This is a genomic window from Albidovulum aestuarii, assembly GCF_029961185.1.
Lineage (GTDB): Bacteria > Pseudomonadota > Alphaproteobacteria > Rhodobacterales > Rhodobacteraceae > Albidovulum > Albidovulum aestuarii.
This window is the reverse complement of the sequence record NZ_JASBQQ010000010.1, coordinates 1-21,520: the sequence shown is the minus strand read 5'-3', so window position 1 is coordinate 21,520 and position 21,520 is coordinate 1. Positions and strand designations below refer to the sequence as shown.

At 64.6% G+C, this 21,520-nt stretch carries 23 protein-coding genes and 1 riboswitch; of the genes, 13 read left to right on the top strand and 10 right to left on the bottom strand.

Going from position 1 to position 21,520, the window contains the following annotated elements:
* Positions 1-25: 25 nt before the first annotated feature.
* A complete protein-coding gene (aroC, locus tag QKW60_RS18455; protein WP_282370878.1) occupies positions 26-1,129 on the bottom strand; it encodes a chorismate synthase in 1,104 nt (367 codons plus the stop codon).
* Between the two features lie 125 nt (positions 1,130-1,254).
* Positions 1,255-1,725, bottom strand: coding sequence for a nucleoside deaminase (locus tag QKW60_RS18450; protein ID WP_282370877.1), 471 nt, complete (start codon positions 1,723-1,725; stop codon positions 1,255-1,257).
* 106 nt (positions 1,726-1,831) lie between these two features.
* Positions 1,832-1,939, top strand: a riboswitch (TPP riboswitch).
* A 39-nt stretch (positions 1,940-1,978) separates the two neighbouring features.
* Here QKW60_RS18450 and QKW60_RS18445 point away from each other — a divergent pair.
* The 7 genes from QKW60_RS18445 to QKW60_RS18415 all read left to right on the top strand — a co-directional run bounded on the left by QKW60_RS18445 (position 1,979) and on the right by QKW60_RS18415 (position 7,710).
* A complete protein-coding gene (locus tag QKW60_RS18445; protein WP_282370876.1) occupies positions 1,979-2,974 on the top strand; it encodes a thiamine ABC transporter substrate-binding protein in 996 nt (331 codons plus the stop codon).
* Between the two features lie 2 nt (positions 2,975-2,976).
* Positions 2,977-4,539 carry an ABC transporter permease family protein gene (locus tag QKW60_RS18440; RefSeq protein ID WP_282371045.1) on the top strand — a complete coding sequence of 521 codons (1,563 nt, stop codon included), beginning with the start codon at positions 2,977-2,979 and terminating at the stop codon, positions 4,537-4,539.
* The gene (locus QKW60_RS18435) at positions 4,532-5,227 is read left to right on the top strand and encodes a thiamine ABC transporter ATP-binding protein (protein WP_282370875.1); all 696 of its coding nucleotides are present in this window, start codon (positions 4,532-4,534) and stop codon (positions 5,225-5,227) included. The genes QKW60_RS18440 and QKW60_RS18435 overlap by 8 nt, the downstream gene beginning before the upstream one ends.
* 87 nt (positions 5,228-5,314) lie before the next feature.
* Positions 5,315-5,947 carry a ParA family partition ATPase gene (gene parA, locus QKW60_RS18430; RefSeq protein WP_282370874.1) on the top strand — a complete coding sequence of 211 codons (633 nt, stop codon included), beginning with the start codon at positions 5,315-5,317 and terminating at the stop codon, positions 5,945-5,947.
* 62 nt (positions 5,948-6,009) lie between these two features.
* Positions 6,010-6,309, top strand: coding sequence for a TFIIB-type zinc ribbon-containing protein (locus QKW60_RS18425; RefSeq protein ID WP_263739320.1), 300 nt, complete (start codon positions 6,010-6,012; stop codon positions 6,307-6,309).
* 68 nt (positions 6,310-6,377) lie between these two features.
* Positions 6,378-6,695, top strand: a complete 318-nt coding sequence (locus QKW60_RS18420) for an antibiotic biosynthesis monooxygenase family protein (RefSeq protein ID WP_282370872.1) — start codon at positions 6,378-6,380, stop codon at positions 6,693-6,695.
* Between the two features lie 115 nt (positions 6,696-6,810).
* The gene (locus QKW60_RS18415) at positions 6,811-7,710 is read left to right on the top strand and encodes a bestrophin family protein (RefSeq protein WP_282370871.1); all 900 of its coding nucleotides are present in this window, start codon (positions 6,811-6,813) and stop codon (positions 7,708-7,710) included.
* Here the strand turns inward: QKW60_RS18415 and QKW60_RS18410 are convergent.
* The 4 genes from QKW60_RS18410 to QKW60_RS18395 all read right to left on the bottom strand — a co-directional run bounded on the left by QKW60_RS18410 (position 7,703) and on the right by QKW60_RS18395 (position 12,147).
* Positions 7,703-8,725, bottom strand: a complete 1,023-nt coding sequence (locus QKW60_RS18410) for an LLM class flavin-dependent oxidoreductase (protein ID WP_282371043.1) — start codon at positions 8,723-8,725, stop codon at positions 7,703-7,705. The two genes, QKW60_RS18415 and QKW60_RS18410, sit on opposite strands and share 8 nt — an antisense overlap.
* A gap of 176 nt (positions 8,726-8,901) precedes the next feature.
* Positions 8,902-10,173, bottom strand: a complete 1,272-nt coding sequence (locus QKW60_RS18405) for a bifunctional folylpolyglutamate synthase/dihydrofolate synthase (RefSeq protein WP_419762705.1) — start codon at positions 10,171-10,173, stop codon at positions 8,902-8,904.
* A gap of 92 nt (positions 10,174-10,265) precedes the next feature.
* Complete coding sequence (gene accD, locus QKW60_RS18400) at positions 10,266-11,183, bottom strand: acetyl-CoA carboxylase, carboxyltransferase subunit beta (protein WP_282370866.1); 918 nt, start codon at positions 11,181-11,183, stop codon at positions 10,266-10,268.
* A gap of 64 nt (positions 11,184-11,247) precedes the next feature.
* The gene (locus tag QKW60_RS18395; protein WP_282370864.1) at positions 11,248-12,147 is read right to left on the bottom strand and encodes a CPBP family intramembrane glutamic endopeptidase; all 900 of its coding nucleotides are present in this window, start codon (positions 12,145-12,147) and stop codon (positions 11,248-11,250) included.
* A gap of 144 nt (positions 12,148-12,291) precedes the next feature.
* Here QKW60_RS18395 and QKW60_RS18390 point away from each other — a divergent pair, with 144 nt between their 5' ends.
* The 5 genes from QKW60_RS18390 to QKW60_RS18370 all read left to right on the top strand — a co-directional run bounded on the left by QKW60_RS18390 (position 12,292) and on the right by QKW60_RS18370 (position 17,494).
* Positions 12,292-12,987, top strand: a complete 696-nt coding sequence (locus QKW60_RS18390; protein WP_282370863.1) for a hypothetical protein — start codon at positions 12,292-12,294, stop codon at positions 12,985-12,987.
* Between the two features lie 82 nt (positions 12,988-13,069).
* On the top strand, positions 13,070-13,843 hold the full coding sequence (locus tag QKW60_RS18385; protein ID WP_282370861.1) for a DUF6478 family protein: 774 nt from the start codon (positions 13,070-13,072) through the stop codon (positions 13,841-13,843).
* 11 nt (positions 13,844-13,854) lie between these two features.
* A complete protein-coding gene (locus tag QKW60_RS18380) occupies positions 13,855-14,232 on the top strand; it encodes a hypothetical protein (protein ID WP_282370860.1) in 378 nt (125 codons plus the stop codon).
* 186 nt (positions 14,233-14,418) lie between these two features.
* Positions 14,419-16,437 carry an NADPH-dependent 2,4-dienoyl-CoA reductase gene (locus QKW60_RS18375; RefSeq protein ID WP_282370859.1) on the top strand — a complete coding sequence of 673 codons (2,019 nt, stop codon included), beginning with the start codon at positions 14,419-14,421 and terminating at the stop codon, positions 16,435-16,437.
* Between the two features lie 151 nt (positions 16,438-16,588).
* Positions 16,589-17,494, top strand: a complete 906-nt coding sequence (locus QKW60_RS18370) for a LysR family transcriptional regulator (RefSeq protein ID WP_263739309.1) — start codon at positions 16,589-16,591, stop codon at positions 17,492-17,494.
* Positions 17,495-17,526: 32 nt separating this feature from the next.
* On the opposite strand, the gene QKW60_RS18365 is transcribed toward QKW60_RS18370, so the two are convergent.
* The 4 genes from QKW60_RS18365 to QKW60_RS18350 are packed head-to-tail and all read right to left on the bottom strand — an operon-like array spanning position 17,527 to position 20,480.
* Positions 17,527-18,456: an OmpA family protein gene (locus QKW60_RS18365; protein ID WP_282370856.1), complete on the bottom strand. Its 930-nt coding sequence runs from the start codon at positions 18,454-18,456 to the stop codon at positions 17,527-17,529.
* On the bottom strand, positions 18,453-19,019 hold the full coding sequence (locus tag QKW60_RS18360) for a peroxidase-related enzyme (RefSeq protein ID WP_282371041.1): 567 nt from the start codon (positions 19,017-19,019) through the stop codon (positions 18,453-18,455). Before QKW60_RS18360 ends, QKW60_RS18365 begins: the two co-directional genes overlap by 4 nt.
* Before the next feature lie 25 nt (positions 19,020-19,044).
* A complete protein-coding gene (locus QKW60_RS18355; RefSeq protein ID WP_282370855.1) occupies positions 19,045-19,752 on the bottom strand; it encodes a GNAT family N-acetyltransferase in 708 nt (235 codons plus the stop codon).
* Positions 19,749-20,480, bottom strand: a complete 732-nt coding sequence (locus QKW60_RS18350) for a competence/damage-inducible protein A (RefSeq protein ID WP_282370854.1) — start codon at positions 20,478-20,480, stop codon at positions 19,749-19,751. Before QKW60_RS18350 ends, QKW60_RS18355 begins: the two co-directional genes overlap by 4 nt.
* Before the next feature lie 99 nt (positions 20,481-20,579).
* Here QKW60_RS18350 and map point away from each other — a divergent pair, with 99 nt between their 5' ends.
* Positions 20,580-21,407 carry a type I methionyl aminopeptidase gene (gene map / locus QKW60_RS18345; RefSeq protein ID WP_282370853.1) on the top strand — a complete coding sequence of 276 codons (828 nt, stop codon included), beginning with the start codon at positions 20,580-20,582 and terminating at the stop codon, positions 21,405-21,407.
* The last annotated feature ends 113 nt before the right edge of the window (positions 21,408-21,520 follow it).

The window sequence follows — 21,520 nt, the reverse complement described above, 5'->3', positions numbered from 1 at the left end:
ACATCGGCATTTCAGTCCGGAGCGTTCAGCCAATCCGGCCGCGCTGGCCGCCGGTCTGGCCCCGATCGAGGAGCAGGTGATCAAGGATCACAGAGGCCATCATCGCCTCGCCTACGGGCACAGCGCGGATGCCGACGCAGGGATCGTGGCGGCCCTTGGTGATGATCTCGGCCTCCTCGCCCGCGACGGTGATCGTCTTGCGAGGCGTCAGGATCGAGGAGGTCGGCTTGACGGCGAAGCGCACGACCACATCCTGCCCGGTCGAAATGCCGCCAAGGATGCCGCCCGCATGGTTGGAGCTGAAGCTCGGGCGCCCGTCATTGCCCATGAAGATCTCATCGGCATTCTCGACGCCGGTCAGTTCCGCCGCCGCCATGCCCGCGCCGATCTCCACCCCCTTGACCGCGTTGATCGACATCATCGCGGCGGCGAGGTCGGTGTCGAGCTTACCATAGATCGGCGCGCCAAGGCCTGCGGGAACGCCGGAGGCCACGACCTCCACCACGGCACCCACCGAGTTGCCGGATTTGCGCAACTCGTCCAGATGTTCGGCCCAGATCGCCGCAGCCGTCGCATCGGGGCACCAGAAGGGGTTCTGCTCCACCTCCGCCATATCGAAGCGGTCGCGGTCGGCCTTCAGTCGCCCCATCTGCACCATATAGCCGGTGATCCGGACGTCGGGCGCCAGCAGCTTCAGTGCCTCGCGGGCGACACCACCCGCCGCCACCCGTGCCGCCGTTTCGCGGGCGGAGGAGCGGCCACCGCCGCGCGGATCGCGCAGCCCGTATTTCTGGTGATAGGTGATGTCGGCATGGCCGGGGCGGAACTTCTGGGCGATATCGCCGTAATCTTTCGACCGCTGATCGGTGTTCTCGATCATCAGCTGGATGGGCGTCCCCGTTGTGCGCCCCTCATAGACGCCGGACAGGATGCGGACCGCATCCGGCTCCCGCCGCTGCGTCGTATACTTGTTCTGCCCGGGTTTGCGGCGATCGAGCCAGTGCTGCAACATCGCCTCTTCCAGCGCCACACCCGGCGGGCAGCCATCGACCGTCGCGCCAAGCGCGGGCCCGTGGCTTTCGCCCCAGGTCGTGACGCGGAAAAGGTGACCGTAGGTGTTCAGGCTCATGGACGCGCTCCTTTGCCCCTGCGGTCTAGCGAAGCCCGCGCCCGCGCTCAAGCATTCTTGGAGGTCCCGCCCTGCGTTGCGGCCGATTGTCGGTTGGCAGGGTTTCGGCGCAACGGCCGCCCCCGCTACCAGAAGCCCAGATGGTCCTTGACGATCTCGTCTTCGATCTCGGGAAACGGGCCGCGCACCGTCACCGGGCGTTGACCGGCGGCGAAAACCTGATGGCAGCTCAGGTCCAGAGTTAGGTTTTCGGGGTTGTCGCCGGTCAGTTCCGCCAGTCGTTTCTCCGTAAGCCCGTAGACCACGGCCCCGATGCCGGCCCAATAGCAGGCCCCGGCGCACATGCAGCACGGCTCAACCGAGGTTACGAGCGTGCATTTCTCCAAAAAGCCGGGCTCGTAGGTCCGGGCCGCCGCGCGCGCCACGTTGGTTTCGGCATGGCCCACGCCCCGATCGTCCGAATAGGTATTGCCCGAGGACAGCAGAACGTCCCCGTTCGGTCCGACAAGAAGCGCGCCAAACGGATGATTGCCGCTGGCGCGGCTCGTTGCTGCGATTTCCACCGCAAGTCGCAGATAGTCGATGTCACTGCGCATGTTCGCCCCCATAGCGCGTCAGTCGTCCGTTCGGGCGACCGTCCGATTGAGACCGATGTTACATCAACAAGTCATCTTGCGAACAGCGGTTCTGATCTGTAGGTTCCGCCTCACCTCGGGGTGTCCCGGATCTGATCCGGGACTGAGATGCGAAAGCGGACCCGTTGAACCTGAACCGGTTAGAACCGGCGGAGGGAAGGTAAGGCGATCCTGCCACACCATCTCCGCCCGCCTGACCATTGGAGGACGAGAGATGAAGAAAACACTGTCTCCGGCCCTGATGATCGCGGGATGTCTAGCTTCCAGCAATGTGCTGGCTGCCGACACACCCGAACTGATCGTCTATGCGCCGGATTATTTCGGATCGGAATGGGGCCCGGGCCCGGCGATCGAGGCGGGATTCGAGGCGCTATGCGCCTGCGACCTGAAATTCGTCACTGGCGATGTGATGTCGCGGCTGAAGCTGGAAGGCGAGGGGACCGAAGCCGATGCGGTCATCGGCCTGACGACCGACCAGACGGCCGCCGCCCGCGCCACGGGCCTTTTCGCTGCGCATGGCAAGGACCTGTCGGGCCTGACCCTGCCCGTCGCATGGGACGATGACACCTTCGTGCCCTTCAACTGGGGCGAAACCGCCTTTGTCTATGACAAGACCCGCCTTGCCGAACCGCCCGCGAGCTTCGCCGCCCTGCTCGACATGTCCGATGACGTGAAGATCGTCATTCAGGACCCGCGCAGCTCGGTTTCCGGCCTCGCGCTTGTCCTCTGGATGTCGGAGGTGTTCGGCGACGGGACCGAAGAGGCGTGGCGCAAGCTGAAGCCGAAGATCCTGACCGTCACCCCCGGCTGGTCGGAGGCTTACGGCCTCTTCACATCGGGCGAGGCCGACATGGTTCTGTCGTTCACCACCTCGCCCGCCTATCACATCATCGCCGAAGAAGATGAGACGAAGGTCGCCGCGATCTTCCCCGAGGGGCACTACTTCATGACCGAACTGGTCGCGAAGATCGGGGCAACCGATCAGCCGGACCTCGCGGACGCTTTCCTCGACTACGTGTTGTCGGACGATTTCCAGGGCATGATCGCGACCGCCAACTGGTCCTATCCGGCCCGTGAATTCGAGGGCGCGCTGCCTGCGGTATTCGCGAGCCTTCCCCGCCCGGACAAGACGCTCTTCCTGCCTGAAGCTGAGGCCGAGGCGCGGCGCGAACCGGCCATCGCCACCTGGCTGAAGGTGATGAGCGAGTGACGATGCAAGCCCCGGCGCGACCGATGAGCCGGGCGCTCAAAACCGGCGCGGCATTGGCCGCCGCGCTGGTCCTTACCTTGACACTGGGCACCCTCGGCGCGGTCCTGACCCGCGCCGAGGGTTTCGCCGGGCTTGGCGCTGCCGACTGGTCGGCGCTGCGCTTTACGGTGACGCAGGCGGCGGTGTCGGCGGCGCTGAGCCTACTTCTGGCCATTCCCGCCGCCCGCGCGCTGGCCCGCCGCCGGTTTCCGGGGCGCGGGGTGCTGATCACGCTCCTTGGCGCGCCCTTCATCCTGCCGGTCATCGTCGCGGTGATGGGCCTTCTGGCGGTCTTTGGCCGCTCGGGGTTTCTCAATGACGGGCTCGCCGCGCTCGGGTTTGCCCGTGTCTCGATCTACGGTTTCGCCGGTGTCGTGCTGGCTCATGTCTTCTTCAATCTGCCGCTCGCTGTCCGGCTTCTGCTGCAGGGCTGGCTCGATATTCCCGCCGAACGCTTCCGCCTGGCCGCTGCGCTTGGTTTCGGTCCCGGCGACATCGCCCGGCATCTGGAATATCCGATGCTGCGGGCCCGCACGCCGGGCGTCTTCGTCGCAATCTTCCTGATCTGTCTGACGAGCTTTGCTGTGGCTCTGACGCTCGGCGGCGGGCCGAAGGCGACGACGGTGGAACTCGCGATCTATCAGTCCTTCCGCTACGATTTCGACCTTGGCCGCGCGGCGATGCTGGCGGCGATCCAGCTTGGGCTTTGCGCCACGGCGGCGCTTCTTGCCGCCCGCTTCACTCTGCCATCGGGCTTTGGCACCGGGCTTGACCGCCCCGTGGCGCGTTGGGATGCGAACGGCCCCTTCCTGCGGACGCAAGATATTGCCGTGCTGATCCTCACGAGCCTCTTCCTGCTCGCGCCGCTCCTGGCCGTGATCACGGCGGGTCTGCCGCGACTGGGCAGCCTGCCCGCCCCGGTCTGGCAGGCTGCCCTGCGCTCGCTCGCCGTTGCGGGCGTTTCGACCCTTGCTGCAATCGCCATGGCCCTGCCGCTGGCGCTCGCCAGCGCCGCGCGGTCCGGGCGGCGGGGATTGGAGACCATCGGCATGCTGCCGCTCGCCACCTCATCGCTGGTCACCGGTACCGGTTTGTTCCTGCTGCTGCGCCCCCTCGCCAATCCCGGCGATATCGCGCTTGCCGTCACTGTCGCGGTCAATGCGGCGATGGCTTTGCCATTCTGCCTCCGCGCCCTCCTGCCCGCCGCGCGGGAACTGGAAGCGGATTACGGTCGCCTTGCCCAAAGCCTCAACCTGACCGGCCTTGCGCGGCTGCGCCTCCTGACCCTGCCGCGCCTCCGCCGTCCCTTGGGCTTCGCCGCCGGATTGACGGCTGCGCTTTCCATGGGCGATCTCGGCGTCATCGCGCTTTTCGCCGATGAGGACAGCGCGACGCTGCCCCTGCAACTCTACCGTCTGATGGGTGCTTACCGTATGCAGGATGCGGCCGGGGCGGCGGTGCTGCTCTTGGCCCTCAGCCTCGCGCTTTTCTGGGCGCTTGACAGGGGAGGACGCGCCGATGCTTGAGCTTCAGGATGTCACCATCACGCAGGGTGCCTTCCGCCTCAGCGCCGATTTTGTCGTCGCAAAAAGCGCACGCGTCGCGGTGATCGGCCCCTCGGGCGCGGGGAAATCGACGCTTCTGTCGGTGATCGCGGGCTTCTACCCGGCAGAGTCGGGGCGCATCCTCTGGGACGGCACCGACATCACCCATATCCAGCCCGGCAAACGGCCTCTGTCGATCCTCTTTCAGGACCAGAACCTCTTCCCGCATCTGACCATCGCCCAGAATGTCGGCCTCGGGCTGCGGCCCGACCTAAGGCTGAGCCCCGCCGACCATGAGGCCGTGAGCCGTGCACTGACCCGTACCGGCCTTCAGGGCATGGAGGCGCGCAAGCCCGCGACGCTTTCGGGCGGTCAGCAGGGCCGGGTGGCGCTGACCCGTGCGCTACTCCGGGCGCGGCCCCTGATGTTGCTCGACGAACCCTTCGCCGCGCTTGGCCCCGCGCTGAAAGCCGAGATGCTGGACCTCGTGGCCGAGATCACCGATGAGACCGGCGCGACCGTTCTGATGGTCAGTCACGCCCCCGAGGATGCACGCCGTTTCGCGCCCGAGACCATTCTTGTCGCCGAGGGGACCGCGCATCCGCCGCACCCGACGACGGCCCTTTTGGACAATCCGCCTCCGGTTCTTGCCGCCTATCTAGGGCAATAGCGGTCCTGCGACATTTCGCCCGTGCTTTCCTGGGGGAATCGCCCTATGCTGCGGCGCAGCAAAACGTGACGCAGCATCGGGGGCATCATGTCGGGCAAGGTCATCGCGGTCGTCCAACAGAAGGGCGGATCGGGCAAGACGACGCTTGCCGTCAACATCGCCGTCGCCGCGATCCGGCGCGGCATGAGCGTAGCGCTCCTCGACACCGACCCGCAGGGCTCGCTTGGCCGATGGTTCATGACACGGCGCGAAAGGCTGGGCGAGGCGGGGCTGGAATTTTCCACATCCTCGGCCTGGGGTGTGTCATACGAATGCGAAAAGCTGAAGCGTGAGGCCGATCTGGTGATCGTCGACACGCCGCCCAAGGTCGATGCCGATCTGCGGCCCGCACTTCGCGAGGCAGATCTGGTGCTGGTGCCCGTCGCCTCCTCGCATGTCGACCTCTGGGCGACGGAAGGCGTGCTTGACCTCGCCGCCCGTGAAAGCAAGCGCACTTGGCTCGTGATGAACCGCGCCCGGGCGGGAACACGGCTTGGCGACGATGTCGCCCGCGCCGCTGCCGAACTGACGGCGGGCGTCACTGACGCGCGTCTGGCCAACCGCGTCGTCTATGCCGAAACGCTGGGACAGGGTCTTGGCGCCATCGAGGCGGGCAAGAGCGCCGCGACGGCAGAGGTCGGGGCGCTGACGGATGAGGTCCTGCGGCTTCTTGCCGAGTGACTTGCACGGTCGCAAGCCGACCCCATATCGGACGGGAACCCTTGAAAGGAGAAACCCGACCGATGAAATGCCCTGTCGACCATACGACGCTGGTGATGACCCAAAGAAACGGCGTGGAGATCGACTATTGCCCAAGCTGCCGGGGTGTCTGGCTGGACCGGGGCGAGCTCGACAAGATTGTCGACCGCAGCCTCGCCGATGCCGCCCCACCTGTGGCGCTGAAAGAGCCCGAGCGTGACACGCGCCCCGCACCGCGCCGCGATGACCGCCGCCGGGACCGTGACGATGATGACGATGACGATGACCGCCGCTATCGCAGGAAAAAACGCGAGAGCTTCCTGTCGGAGCTCTTCGACTTCTGATCACCGGTTTACAGGCCGCCCCCCGGGCGCGATAGTCAAGCTGAACGCGCCCGGAACGGAGTGAGCCCATGCCGACGATTGCCAAGGATTTCAGCGGCCAGACCGTCATCACCACATTCGAGATGACGCCCGGCACGGCGCAGGACCTGATGGACGAGCTGCGCGATGCCTATGACACGTTCATCCGCCACCAGCCGGGCTTCATCGGCGCAGGGCTCCATATGAACGACGCCCAGACCCGCATCGCCAATTACAGCCAGTGGCGCGACCGCAAGGATTTTCAGGCGATGCTGCGCACGCCCGAAATGCGCGAAAGAAACCGCCGCCTTGCCACGCTCTGCTCGCGGTTCGAACCGGTGATGTACGAGGTGATGGACGCGTTCTGACCGGCACCGATCCGCAGCCCGTGGCGGATGCGGCGGGGTAAATGTCGCCTTTGCGCTGGTGAGGACGCCGCGAACAGGGCAGGAGAAGGCAGCCGTTCCAGCCATCCCGTGCCCCATGATCGTCCGCGAAACACCAAACCTCCTGCAACTCGTCCTCGTGATGCAGGGCTCCATCGTGCCGAAGATCCTCGGCCGCATCCTTGCCTTTGCCGGGTTCGCGCTGGCGGTGCTGCTCATCGACCGCCATATCCTTGCCCTGCCGCATGTCTCCATCGCTGCGATGGGGGTCTTCGGCATTGCGCTGTCGCTCTTCCTCGGGTTTCGCAACAATGCCGCCTATGACCGCTGGTGGGAGGCGCGCAAGCTCTGGGGGCAGATGATTGCCGACACCCGCAGTCTGGGGCGTGAGACGCTGATTTTTCTCGGGGCGGGACCGGCGCGGGATCGGATCATGACCGGGATGGCCGGGTTTGCGCATCTGCATCGCGGCTGGCTGAGGGGTGTGACCGCGACCGAAGGCGCCGCCGCATGGGACGGGCGGGCCATGGATCATGCCGGACACCGCAACCCGCCAGATGCCGCGCTCAGGGCCATGGCCGGGGTGCTGCGGGAAGAGGCCGAAAGCGGGCGGCTCAGCGATATGGGCCAGCGGGCGCTGGCAGAGCGGCTCGGATCGGTCGCGCTGGCGCAGGCAGGTTGCGAGCGGCTCGCCTCGGCGCCCATTCCCTTCGTCTATTCACTGCTCGTCCTGAGGACGAGCCATCTTTACTGCCTGATCCTGCCCTTTGCGCTGATCGACACTGCGGGCGCCTTCGCCCCGGTTGTGGCCGCCATCGTCGCCTATGTCTTCTTCGGTCTGAACGCGGTCAGCGACGAGTTGGAACACCCGTTCCGCGATGCCGCGAACGGACTGCCGCTCGATGCGATGTGCCGGGTGATCGAGATATCGGTGGCCGAGGCGCTGGGCCGCGAACCGCCACAACCCCTTCAGCCGGTGGACGGGGTGCTCAGCTGAGCATGTCCCGCACCATCGGCATGACACGTGTCCCGTAAAGCTCGATGGACCGCATCTGCGCGTCATGGGGCATAGGGCCTGAGGAATATTTCATCTCGAAGCGGCCAAGCCCAAGGGCTTTGACGGTGTCCGCGATCTTGCGGGCAACCGTCTCGGGGCTGCCGACATAAAGCGATCCATGGCTTATTTCGCGATCGAAATGCGCGCGGTCGGTCGGAGGCCAGCCACGCTCGCGGCCGATGCGGTCATGCAGCGCCTTGTAGCCCGGCCAGATCTCTTCCCGCGCGGCTTCGTCCGTAGCGGCGACATGGCCGGGCGAGTGCACGGCGATGGGCTGCGGATCGCGCCCCAACTGGTCGCAGGCGCGGTGGTAGAGGTCGACAAAGGGGCGGAAGCGCGACGGCGCGCCGCCGATGATGGCGAAGATGACGGCGAGGTTGTAATGCACCGCGCGCGCCACGGATTCCGGGGTGCCGCCGACGCCGATCCACGCCTTCAGCGGCTGCGACAGCGATGGATAGACCGGCTGATTTCTCAGCGGCGGCCGGATGCTTCCCGACCAGGTGACACGCGCTTCGCGCAGAAGCCGGGTGAAAAGGTCCAGCTTTTCATTGAACAGCGTCTCGTAATCCGACAGGTCGAAACCGAAGAGCGGAAAGCTTTCAGTGAAGGACCCCCGTCCCAGAATCACTTCCGCCCGCCCTTCCGACAGCGCGTTCAGCGTCGAAAATCGCTGGAAGACCCGGATCGGATCGTCCGAGGAAAGGACCGTGACGGCCGTACCAAGCCGGATGCGGCTTGTCTTCGCGGCGATCGCGGCCAGGACCGTCTCGGGCGCCGAAATCGCGAAATCGTCGCGGTGATGCTCGCCGAGCCCGATGAAATCGACCCCGACCTGATCGGCCAGCACTGCCTGTTCGACCACATCGCGGATCACCTGATCCTGCGGCTTGAGCGTCCCGTCCGGGCCGAACGTCACATCCCCGAATGTATCGAGCGCCATTTCCAGCGCCATCTGCGGCCTCATGTTTTGTTATCTTGCCTCGTTTACGTGAGAGTGCGGTTGCGACGAAAGAGGCATGTTGGAAGGCACCCTGTGCGCAGGGGCACAGGCTGTTTCACTTTCTGTCCGGAAATACTCTCGGGGGTGAATGCCCCGGACCTGTCCGGGGCAGAGGGGGCAGAGGGCCCCTACCCGTTTTCCCTCAGCACGCCACCCGCAAGGTAGAGCGATCCGCAGATCAGAATGCGCGCGCCGGGGTCCCGCGCGGCGATGCTTTTGACCGCGGCCAGCACACTCTCCGCCATCCCGGCCTCGATCCCAGCTTTCGCCGCCGCGGCCTGAGTGTCCTCGGCTGTCAGCGTGTTGGCCTCGCCCGGGATCGAGACGGCGGTCAGCGTCTTGGCCGCCGCCGCGACCGGGCGCAGATAGCCCGCGATATCCTTGGTGTTGAGCATACCGAGGATCAGATGCGTGGGTTTCGCGGGCAGACGCGCCAGCGTCGCCGCGACCGCGATACCGCCCGCCGGGTTGTGGCCGCCGTCGAGCCACAGCTCACAGTTCCCTGCTGCCTCGACCAAAGGCCCATGGGTCAGACGCTGCATCCGCGCGGGCCAGTAGGCCTTGGTCACCGCCGCCTCGCAGGCCGCCTCATCGGCACCAAGATGGCGTAGCGCGGCGAGCGCCGCCCCGGCATTGTCGATCTGGTGCGGACCGGGCAGGTTCGGCAGCGGCAGGTCGAGAAGACCGTTCTCATCCTGGAAGATCAGCCGCCCGCGTTCTTCCCAGACCTGCCAGTGCTGACCCTGCGCCAGAAGCGGCGCACTGAGTTTTGCCGCCCGCGCCTCGATCACCTCCATCGCCGGTTCGTCCTGCGGGCCGACCACGCAAGGCACGCCGCGTTTGATGATCCCGGCCTTTTCGCCCGCGATCTCGGGCAATGTCTCGCCCAGATATTGCTGGTGGTCGAGGGAGATGGGGGTGAGGATCGTCAGGCAGGGCTGATCGACCACATTGGTCGCATCGAGCCTGCCGCCAAGACCGACCTCCAGTAGCGTGTAATCCGCCTTCGTCCGCGCGAATGCCAGAAGGGCCGCGCAGGTGGTGATCTCGAAATAGGTGATCGGGATGCCGCCATTGGCGGTTTCGCATTCGGCGAGGACCTCGCTGAGGTAGTCTTCCGAGATAAGGTCCCCCGCCAGCCGGATGCGTTCGTGAAAGCGGGCAAGGTGGGGTGAAGTGTATGCGTGGACGGATTTGCCCATCGCCTCCAGCCCGGCGCGGATCATCGCCTGCGTCGAACCCTTGCCATTGGTGCCCGCCAGATGGATCACCGGCGGCAGGTCGCGTTCGGGATGGCCGAGTGCGGCCAGAAGCCGCCAGACCCGGTCGAGCGTCAGGTCGATGATCTTCGGATGCAGCGCCATCATGCGCGAAAGGATCAGATCGGAGCCGTCATTCATCGCCATGGCCTATCCGGTTTGCTTGCCGGAAAGGCCGGGGGGCCGTCTGCCCCCCGGACCCCCCGAGAGTATTTTCAGACAGAAAGTGAAGATCAGGTCGCGGGCTTCGTGCCCTCTGCGGGCTTCGCCTCGGGTTTCGGCAGGTCGCCCTTCACCGCCGGGGGCTGGCCGCTCAGCATGCGCAGGATCGTCGTCAGTTCGTCCTTCAGCGCCTTGCGGTGGGTCACCCGGTCAAGCATGCCGTGATCGAGCAGGTATTCCGACCGCTGGAAGCCTTCGGGCAATTTCTCGCGGATCGTCTGTTCGATGACGCGGGCCCCGGCAAAGCCGATCAGCGCATTCGGTTCGGCAAGCTGCACATCGCCCAGCATCGCGTAAGAGGCTGTAACGCCGCCCGTGGTCGGATGGGTCAGGACAACGATGTAAGGCAGACCCGCATCCTTCAGCATCTCGACCGCGATCGTGGTGCGCGGCATCTGCATCAGGCCGAGGATGCCCTCCTGCATCCGCGCGCCTCCGGCGGCGGAGAAAAGCACGAAGGGCCGCTTCAGCTTCACCGCCCGTTCCGCACCCGCGATGATCGCGTTGCCGACATACATCGACATCGACCCGCCCATGAAGGCGAAGTTCTGCGCGGCGGCGACGATGGGCGTGCGGTTGATCTCGCCCTCGGCAACGAGCATCGCTTCTTTTTCACCTGTGGCCTTCTGCGCGGCCTTCATCCGGTCTGGATATTTCTTCTGGTCGCGGAAATGCAGCGGGTCGGCGATGGGTTCGGGCACCTTCACCTCGGCGAAGACGCCGCCATCGAAGAGCGTCGCGAACCGGTCGCGCGGGGTGATCGCGAGGTGATGGTCGCAATTCGTGCAGACGTTGAGGTTTTCGCTCACCTCCCGGTGAAACAGCATCGTCCCGCATTCGGGGCATTTGGACCAGAGATTGTCCGGGACCTCGCGCCGCGAGAAGATCGAATTGATCGTGGGCCGGACGTAGTTGGTGATCCAGTTCATCGGGGCCTGCCTTCGCGTCTTTGCGTCAGCTTCCTGAGATAGTCCGGGCGGGCTGGAAATGCAATCAGACGCGAAGCGCGAGCCGCGCGAGCAGCCACGACACGATCATGGTGGCGAAATCGACGATGAGAGCAGGGCGCGCGACTGCCGGATCGGTCAGATCAATGGGCAGCGACCAAAGCGCCAGACCGTCGAGCGTGCCGCCGACGCCGACGATCAGCAGCGCCACGACATTGTTGGCCATGTGAAAACCAAGCGCCGCGCCGAGGCTGCCGCTGCGCGCGGTCAGATCAGCCGCCAGCACGCCAAAGACAGCGGCCCAGAGTGCGATCATCCCGGCATTCGCCCCATATTCCTCGGGCAGATAATGCCCCCAGGCGAACAGCGCAGAGGGAATTCCGATCCAGATCAGGGGCGAGCGGAAGCGGGCGGCAAGCTGGCTTTGCAGGTAGCCGCGAAACAGCACCTCCTCGGCGCCGGTCTGGATCAGGATGCCGGTGAGCGCGAAGGGAAGATAACCAAGCAGGGCGGCAAGGCCGATCCCCGGCTGCAAATCTGCACCGCTGAGGGTCAGCGGCATAAGGACGACCTGCAGTGCCAGAACCGCGAGGAAAACTCGGGTGAATGCGCTAAGCGTCACCGACATCGACGGGCCAAAGAGCGTCCCCGCCCCGCGTCCATGAATCATCCTGACAGCCGCCATCGGGCCAAGCGCAAGGCCGAGAAACGTCCAAAGCAGCAGAAGCATGCCCCCCGGCGTATCGCCGCGAACCATCCGCTCGATCAGTGCGGCGGTGATCAGGCTGCCATATTCCGCCGTCAGAAAGGCCGACAGCACCAAAAGCGGTAGCGTATAGGCGCAGGCGATCAGGATGGCTGCCGGCACTAGACGCCACAGTTCCGACCGCTGCCGGGCGGGCGCGATCAGTACTTCATAGACGGAATACGAGGGCGGCAGAGGCATGGCGTCCAGACCCTAGCGTCGGGCCCGGGCATCCGCAATCGCCGATCGGCAGGACCCGGCCACGCAGCGCCAACTGCGGGCCAGTTGCTTGTCTCGGCGTCGCGCCTCGCCTAATGCAGGGGCGAATCCGAGCCTGGGGAGCAGATGAACCGCAGCATCCACAATCCTGTCCTGCCGGACCTTTCGCCGCGCGGCCCTCATCGTCGCGGAGCAGGGCGGCGACCATTGGTCAGCTTTGCTTTCCTCGCGGTTTTGCTGTCCGCCTGCGTGACGGGCGGTCCCGCCACGGTTACCCGCGCCATGGCGGTCTCGGGCGGGTCGGTCGTGGTTGCGGGCCCGCCGGGCTACTGTATCGACCGCGCGGTCAGCCGGGACAAACCGGATGGCGCCTTCGTTCTCTTCGGCACCTGCGCGGCTTTGTCGGGATCGCGTGCGGCCGGTCAGCCCGCCTCTCCGGCACTCCTGACGGTATCCGTTTCCTCTGGTGCGCCGGATGGTGAAACCTTTGCCGAGAGCCTGCCGGCGCTTGCCTCGTTCATGCGGTCCGTGCCGGGCCGCGCGGCCCTCAGCCGCTCCGGCGATGCCGAATCGGTGTCGGTAGAGGACACCCGGATCAAAGGCGATGTGATGTTTCTCAGGGTGCGTGACAGGTCCGATGCCTCTGACCGGCCGGTGGAACCGGAATACTGGCGCGCGATCCTGCGCGTGGAGGGGCATATCGTGACGCTGACCGCCCTCAGCCCCAGCGAACAGCCGGTGGCGGCGACGGACCGGTTCCGCGCGCTCGAAGCCCTGGTCCGGGCAATGCGGGCGGCGAACAAGGGCAGCACCGCTGACTGAACCGGCCTTGCGTCACCGCGAAAGGAATGGGTAAGACTTGGCTGGTTTCCTGCAGTCGCAGGACAATGAAGGCAGCGGCAAAATGAGTCTGAAAATCGGCGGACTGTTCGATCGCCTGCTGATGCGGCACGCGCTCCGGCGTTGGCGCGCGGTTGCGGCCGGGGCCGAAAGGGTGGACCTTGCAACGCTCAGGGCGATGCGGGGATCCGCCCGCCAGACAAGACGCGAGATCGACCGCTTGCTGCATGTGGTGGATGGGCGGTTGTCGCTGCCCGCAATCGGCTCCGATGTGATCCGCAAGCCGCTGATGTCCGACTGGTCGTGGCGGCCCGAGCTCTGGCGAGGACCGGTCAGCCCGCCCGGGCTGGCTGCAGTGGAAAACCGCGCTACGTTCGGGGCCGAGGCGACAGTTTTTCACGATTGCGAACGGAGTGAGCTGACCCTTCGGCAGATCCGCAATACGCGCGAACGCGATTTGGCGCCGTTCGGAGTCCGGATGGACGTCTTCCGGTTCAGCGGTTCCTTCCTGTCGCTTGTCATCGACCTTCCGGCCGAGGCCGTGACCGGTCTGACCCTGACCCATGTGATACGGATGGAGGCAGCGGTCGAGATGGAGCGGCCGCTGGAAATCTTTGCCCGGCTCAACGTGCGCCATGGGCCGAACACCGAGCAATTGGTGCGGGAACTGCCGCTGCAATCCGACGAGGTGATGGTGGAATTCGATCTCGCCTATACGAAGATGAACGAAAAACGCGTGGAGCGTGCATGGATCGACCTCATCTTCGAAGGGCCCGAGATGAACCAGATCATCCTGCGCGATGTGACATTCAGCCGCCGCCCGCGGGCAGAGCTATAGAGGACGACGTGATGAACGAACCGGCATTGGCGGGCGGACGTATTCGCGCAGGGCTGTGGGAGGCGGAATTGTCTGCGCCCGGGGAGAAACCGCCTGCGGTCGAAATCTGGCATCTGGAAAAGAAGCTCGACGGTGTGAAGGTCGGCGCGCGCTCGGCCCGGGGCACCTGGCCGGTCTCGGCACCGATCCCCGCCGTGCTTCTGTCGGAGGGGGTTCAGACCTTTCTGGTGAAGGACGCCGCAAGCGATACCCCTCTCGGTCAGTTCACCATCGTCACCGGCGCGCCCTTGGAAGATGACATCCGGGCCGAACTGGATCTCTTGCGTGCCGAGCTTGATCTGCTGAAAAAGGCGTTCCGCCGTCACTGTCTGGACAGCGCCGGTTCGTAGGGAAAAATCTTGGGACAAGATTTTTCCGTCGGCCGACCGGCCGGAAGAAAATCCTTCATGAAGGATTTTCGGGTTTTCCGCAGAGTTTTCACGAAAACTCTTCCCTACGCCCGACCCTGACGCAGCGTTCGGCGTGACCCCGCTTCACTTCTGCGCCATCGTGCCGCCAGTTTCTGGAGGCCGGATATGACGCAGTACCCCCATCTTCTTTCGCCGCTCGATCTCGGCCATGTGACCCTGCCGAACCGGGTGCTGATGGGGTCGATGCATACCAACCTGGAAGAAACCAGGGACTGGAACCGGGTTGCGGAGTTCTATGCGACCCGGGCGCGGGGCGGGGTCGGGCTGATGGTGACGGGGGGCATGGCGCCGAACCGCGAAGGCGGGGTCTTTCCGGGCGCGGCGGGCCTCTTCACGCCGCAAGACATTGCCAACCACCGCATCGTCACGGACCGGGTTCACCAAGCGGGCGGGCGCATCGCCATGCAGATTCTCCATGCCGGGCGCTATGCCTATGGCGAGGCCTGCGTCGCCCCCTCGGCGATCAAGGCGCCGATCTCGCCCTACCGACCGACGGAACTGGACGAGGCGGGGATCGAAAAGCAGATCGCCGACATTGTCACTGCCGCCGCCCGCGCTCGTGAGGCCGGTTACGACGGGGTCGAGGTGATGGGGTCCGAGGGCTATTTCCTCAACCAGTTTCTTGTCACCCATACGAACAAACGCACCGACCGCTGGGGCGGCAGCCCGGAAAACCGGATGCGTCTGCCTATCGAGGTCGTGCGTCGGGTACGCGCGGCCGTCGGCCCCGATTTCATCCTGATCTACCGGATTTCGCTCATCGACCTCATTCCGAACGGCCAAAGCTGGGACGAGGTCGTGACACTCGCAAAGGCGATCGAGGCCGCGGGCGCGTCGATCCTGAATACCGGGATTGGCTGGCACGAGGCGCGTGTGCCGACGATCGCCACCTCGGTCCCGCGCCGCGCCTTTGCCTGGGTGACGAAGAAACTGATGGGCGAGGTCGGAATTCCGATAATCACTTCGAACCGGATCAATATGCCGGATGTGGCCGAAGCGGTTCTGGCCGAGGGCTGTGCCGACATGGTCTCCATGGCGCGACCCTTCCTTGCCGATCCGGAGTTCGTCGCAAAGGCCGCCGCAGGCCGGGCCAATGAGATCGCGCCCTGCATCGCCTGTAATCAGGCCTGCCTCGATCACACGTTCAACGGCAAGATTTCGTCCTGTCTCGTCAATCCGCGCGCCTGTTTTGAAACCGAACTGGTGCTGCGCCCGACCGAACAGCGAAAGCATGTAGCGGTGGTCGGTGCCGGCCCGGCCGGGCTTTCGGCCGCGCTGGCGCTTGACGAACGCGGCCATGACGTCACCCTCTTCGACATGGCCGAGGCGATCGGCGGCCAGTTGAACCTCGCCCGTCAGGTCCCGGGCAAGGAGGAGTTCCACGGTCTTGTCGACTGGTTCCGCACCCGAGTCGGCAAAAGCCGGATCGACCTGCGTCTCGGGACCTCGGCAAGCGTCGACACCCTTCGGGGGTTCGATGAGGTGATCCTCGCGACCGGCGTCGTCCCGCGTGATCCGAAGATCGAGGGGCAGGACGGCGACAATGTGCTCTCCTATATAGATGTGCTGCGCGGCGCGCCGGTCGGTCCGAGAGTCGCGGTCGTCGGTGCCGGGGGCATCGGCTTTGACGTGGCAGAGTACCTCACGCAGGCCGGCGACAGTCCGACGCTTCATCTGCCCGACTGGCTGGCCGAATGGGGGATCGCGGACCCGTCCTTGGCGCGGGGCGGCCTGACCCAGCCGAAACCCGAGGCCCCGGCGCGTCAGGTCACGCTCATGCAGCGCAAACCTGAAAAGCCCGGACGCAACCTTGGCAGGACCACCGGCTGGATCCATCGGGCAACCCTGCAGGCAAAGGGCGTCGCCATGATCGGTGGGCTCAACTATGAGCGTATTGATTCAAAAGGAATTCACGTCAGTTCCGGTCCCGACCGGTCCGATCCGAGGCTGATCGAGGTCGATACGGTTGTGCTTTGCACCGGTCAGGAAAGCCTGCGCGATCTTGCGGCACCGCTCACTAAGGTGGGAAAGACTGTCCATATCATCGGTGGCGCCGATCTTGCTGCTGAACTCGATGCAAAGCGCGCGATTGACCAGGGTGTTCGCCTTGCGGCCACAATCTGACCCTGTGTCGTTAGGGAATTGGAACATATAGGCGGAATCTTGCCACACTGGTTCCCGACATTACCCAACCTTTGTCCGCCAAGCTCCGCAATGTTGCCCGAATTGCCCCTGATACATGTCCTCGGCGGGCAATACAGAGTACGGGTGCATAATGGATCGTCTGACGGAAATGGAGGCCTTTGCCACAGTGGTAGACCAGGGGGGGTTTACTGATGCGGCCAAGAAGATGGGGATTTCGAAATCCGCCGTCTCCAAACATGTTTCTTCGCTGGAAGCACGCCTCGGGGCGCGGCTTCTGAATCGCACGACACGGCGCGTATCGCCGACAGAAATCGGACTGGCCTATTATGATCGCGCCCGCCGCGTGCTCAATGATGCCGGAGAGGCCGATGCACTGGTGACCTCGATGCAGTCGGCGCCCTCGGGCCTGCTGCGCATATCGGTCGCCACCGATTTCGGCGTGAATCTGCTGTCGCCGATCCTTGGGGACTTCCTGCTGGAGTTCCCCGACATCACGGTCAACATGGTGCTGAACAACCGGTATGTCGAACTGATCTCGGAAGGCTTCGACATGGCCATCCGGGTCGGAGAGCTGGAAGATTCGACCCTGCGGGCCCGCAAGCTGACCGAAACCGGTCGCCGCATGGTCGGTTCGCCGAGCTATTTCCAGAAATTCGGCCGCCCGCAGAAGATCGACGATCTGAACGAACACAAGCTCCTGCATTATTCCAACCAGTCCGCTGGCAATGTCTGGAAGATCACCGCCCCGTCAGGTGAAAAGCGCCAGGTGCGGACCGCCGGCTGGCTGACCGTCAATGATGGCCAGTCGCTTCTGAACGCGGCCGTCTCCGGCCTCGGCATCGCCTATCTTCCGACCTTCCTCTACGCTGATGCGATGCGTCAGGGTCTGGTGGAAGAGGCCATTCCCGATCTGCCGGTCGAAACCCTGGGGATCTACGCTGTTTATCCGCCGGGCCGGTTCACCCAGCCCAAGGTCCGCGCCTTCATCGACTTCCTGGCGCAGTCCTTCGCGGAGAAGGGTCCGGACGCCTGGTAAAACCGGGTACGGAGCAGAGTGACGTCAACCACTCATTGGGTCGAGGTGATCATCGCCTCGACCCTTCTGTTTTGGGTCCGGCCTTCGGGCGTGAGGTTGGATGCAATCGGGCTGAGGAAACCGACGCCATCGGCTGAAAGCTGGTTCGGGTCGACGCCGTGAAGGGCGACCAGCCGTTCCAGCACCGATTGCGCGCGTTTGCGCGACAGCGCCACATTCCCGGCAAGCGAGCCTTCGGCATCGGTATGGCCGACCAGCGCGACGGTCTTGTCGGGATTGGCCTTCAGGAACGCGGCAAGGGCGGCAAGTGATGCAAAGCGTCCCTCGCCAAGATCGGTTGAACCCGAGCCGAAATCCAGATCGTCCAGCACGACCTTGCCAGCAGTTGTCAGTTCGTCGTCGACAGCGTTCGGGCCCGGTGCCGCCGTGCGGGCGGTAAAGTTGGCCTTGGCGATCGGAACGGGTTCGGAGAGCGCGGCCCCGACGCGGACCATCTGGACAAAGCCGCTATCGGCCGACCGGCTGACCATAAGGCTGACATAGTCCGGCTCGGGTCCCGCGACCCGACGGGCCGAAAGGAAGCGGAAGTCGCCGAGATCGACATGCATTTCGGGTTCCGGCAGAACCGGTGTCCCAAAGCGGAAATCGAAGCCGCCGCAGGCATCGGTATCGCATTCAAAAAGCACCTCGAACCCTTCGCCGCGCAACTGCTCGCGCAGATGCTTCAAGACGGCCATGGTCGAAAGATCGCCCTCGCGGATGCGCCATGCGGTCTGGGTCACCTCGCCTTCCGTCGCTACGGTCTCGATCTTTCCGTTCTCCCAGGGACCGATCGGCAGGGCATAGCTGCCCATCCGGGTCGAATCCTCAACGGTCCGCGCCGCCGAGGGTGGCAGCGACAATGTGGGCGCGGCATGGGCGGCCGGGGCGGCAAGCAGAAGCGCAATCGCGAGACGTTTCATCTGTGCGCTCCATGATAATCCGCGTTCGGCTCCATTGCGGTGGCCGAGGCGATACGGTTCGTCATGTTGAAGAAACCGGTGACCGATGCGATGTCCCAGATATCGCGGTCGCTGAACCCTGCATCACGCAAAGCCTGACGATCCGGTTCCTCGATCTTCGACGAGGCGACCGTCAGCTTCTCGGCAAATTCCAGCATCGCGCGCTGTTTCGGCGACAGGGGCGCCACCCGCCAGTTCATCACCAAAGCCTCGCCTAGAACCGGGTCGCCCGAAAGCTCCCGCACCGCGGCGCCATGGGCAACCTGACAATACCAGCAGCGATTGATGGACGACACCGCAACCGCGATCATCTCGCGTTCAAGCTTGGTCAGGCCGCTCTCGGCCAGCATCAGGTCGTTGTAGATCGTGGTGAAGGCGTTCAGCTTGTCGATGTCGAAGGCATAGGCCTTCAGGACGTTGGGAATGAGACCCAGCTTTTCGGCGCAGATGTCAAAGTACTTCCGGGTTGCGTCCGGAAGGGGCTCGACCATGGGCAGGTCGAGGGCCGTGGGGGTGTGGCCTATATCTTTCAACTGCTCCCCTTGCCTCTTACGGCTTATATGAGCGGTAGTGATAGTGTCCCACAAGTTGCATGTTCAGGGAAGTATAGAGCGCAATCGCCGCGTTGTTTGATTGCACAACCAACACAGAAAACCGTTCCGCCCCATGATCTTGCGCCCATCTGGCGGCTTCTCGCATCATATTGACGGCGGATCCTTGCCGACGCTGATCCGGGACAATGTGCAAAGCGTGCAACATAGCGGTTTTCCCGTGAATCGCGATATAGGCCGCACCTGACGCACGGTCGTTGACACGCCCGAGGACGGTCGTTTTCGGCTCCTCCGCGCGCTCCATCACCGCGATGCGGTCCGGCCCGATCCCGCCCTCGGCCCAGATGTCGCGCATGATGGCGAGGGGCGGCCAGATGGTGAAGGCCGAGAGGCGCTTGACCTCTCCCAGAAGCGCGCTGACGGGGGCCTCATAGAGGTTGACCGGGTCCTTGATCGCATAGCCCCGTGCGGCAAGCGCCGCATCCAGCGCTGTATCTTCCGGCCGGATCATGAACAGTGGATGCTGGCCCAGCCCCTTTTGCGCCGCCTCGACCGCGACGATATCGGTCCCGGTCCAGTCGTCCTCAGCCGTCGCGGCGGATACGCGCTGTCCGCCGCCCTTGCCCTCGCGCACAAGGAAGGGTCCGACCTCATGAAAGGCGGCGGCGGGCCAGGTCGCCTCGGTGACGGCGAAAAGGTCGCTCATGCGCCGCCTCGCGGGAAAAGCGCCGCCAGCCGCGCCATAGCAGCGTCGATCCGTGCGGGGTCGGTGCCGCGGATGACGATGTTCGACCCATAGGCGCCATTCTGGATGAACGGGTAGGAACCGAAGGAGAGGTCATCGAACTCTGCCGCAAGTTCGGCCAGCGGCGCGGCGATCACGCCCTCGCCCTGATCGATCCGCAAGGTCTGGCTCAGAAGCGGATGGCCACCGGTCAGGCGCGGCAGGAGCGAGGCGACCATGGCCTGAAAGATGTTCGGGACGCCGGCCATGACATGGACATTTTCCAGCGAAAATCCCGGCGCGGCGGAGATCGGGTTGTCGATCAGAACAGCGCCCTCGGGGATCCGCGCCATACGCTGACGGGCGGCGTTGAACTCCAGACCCGAGCGTTCGTAATGCGCGGCAAGAAGCGCGCGGGCATCCTCGCGGATGCCAAGCACCATGCCAAAGGCCTCGGCCACCGCGTCGGCGGTGATATCGTCATGCGTCGGCCCGATCCCGCCGGAGGTGAAAAGGTGGTCATAGGCAGCACGAAGCGCGTTCACCGCCGCCACGATGGCAGCGCGGTCGTCGCTGACAACCCGCACCTCCTTCAGATCAATCCCGATCCGCGTCAGTTCGCCCGCAAGATAATGCATATTGGCGTCGCGGGTGCGGCCAGAAAGGATTTCATCCCCGATGATCAGGATGGCGGCGCTGGGATTGGGCATGGGCGTTACCTCGTTTGGCAAAAGCTTTACGCAAGGGGCGGGGCGGGGGAAAGACCCGGCCTCTGGCCATCGCGGCTTTTGTTGACTATCTAGACCGGCATGAGACAGAAGGAGAGCCCCGTGGACGATCCCCGCGGCCGTCTGACCAAGGACGGGATCAGACTTTATGAGCCCGGCGATTTCGCCGGGATGCACGCGGCCGGTCGGCTCGCGGCCGAGATTCTCGACGAGGTGGCGGCACTTGTGGAGCCCGGTGTGACGACCGAGGCTCTCGATGACTTCATCCGCAATCGCGTGGAGACGGCGGGCGCGCGGTCCGCGACGATCGGCTATCGCGGCTATCAGCATGCCTCCTGCATTTCGGTCAATCATGTCGTCTGTCACGGCATTCCGGGGCCGAAGGTGCTGAAGGATGGCGATATCCTGAATATCGACGTCACCGTGATCGTTGATGGTTGGTACGGCGATACCAGCCGGATGTATGTGGCGGGTCAGCTCTCCCGCAAAGCCGAGCGGCTGATACAGGTCACCCATGACGCGCTGATGCTGGGGATCGAGGCGGTCAGACCGGGAAATACCTTCGGCGATATCGGCTTTGCCATCCAGTCCTATGTTGAGGCGCAACGCATGTCAGTCGTGCGCGATTTCTGCGGCCATGGGCTCGGCCGCGTTTTCCACGCGCCGCCGAATGTCCTGCATTACGGCCGCGCCGGTACCGGTCCGCGTCTGGAAGAGGGCATGTTCTTCACCATCGAACCGATGGTCAATCTCGGTCGTCCCGAGACCAAGGTTCTCGCCGATGACTGGACCGCCGTGACGCGCGACAAGTCGCTTTCGGCGCAGTTCGAACATTCGGTCGGCGTGACAGCCGATGGCTGCGAGATCTTCACGCCCTCGCCAGCCGGGCGGTTCCACCCGACCAGGTAAAGCCACGCAAACCGCTCGAATTATTTTCAGTAATTCCCTTTGACTCGTTCTTTTGTTGGGTCGAAGTGCGGGAAGGGTGTGATGCGGGCTTTGAGGCGTTTTTGGTCGCCGTC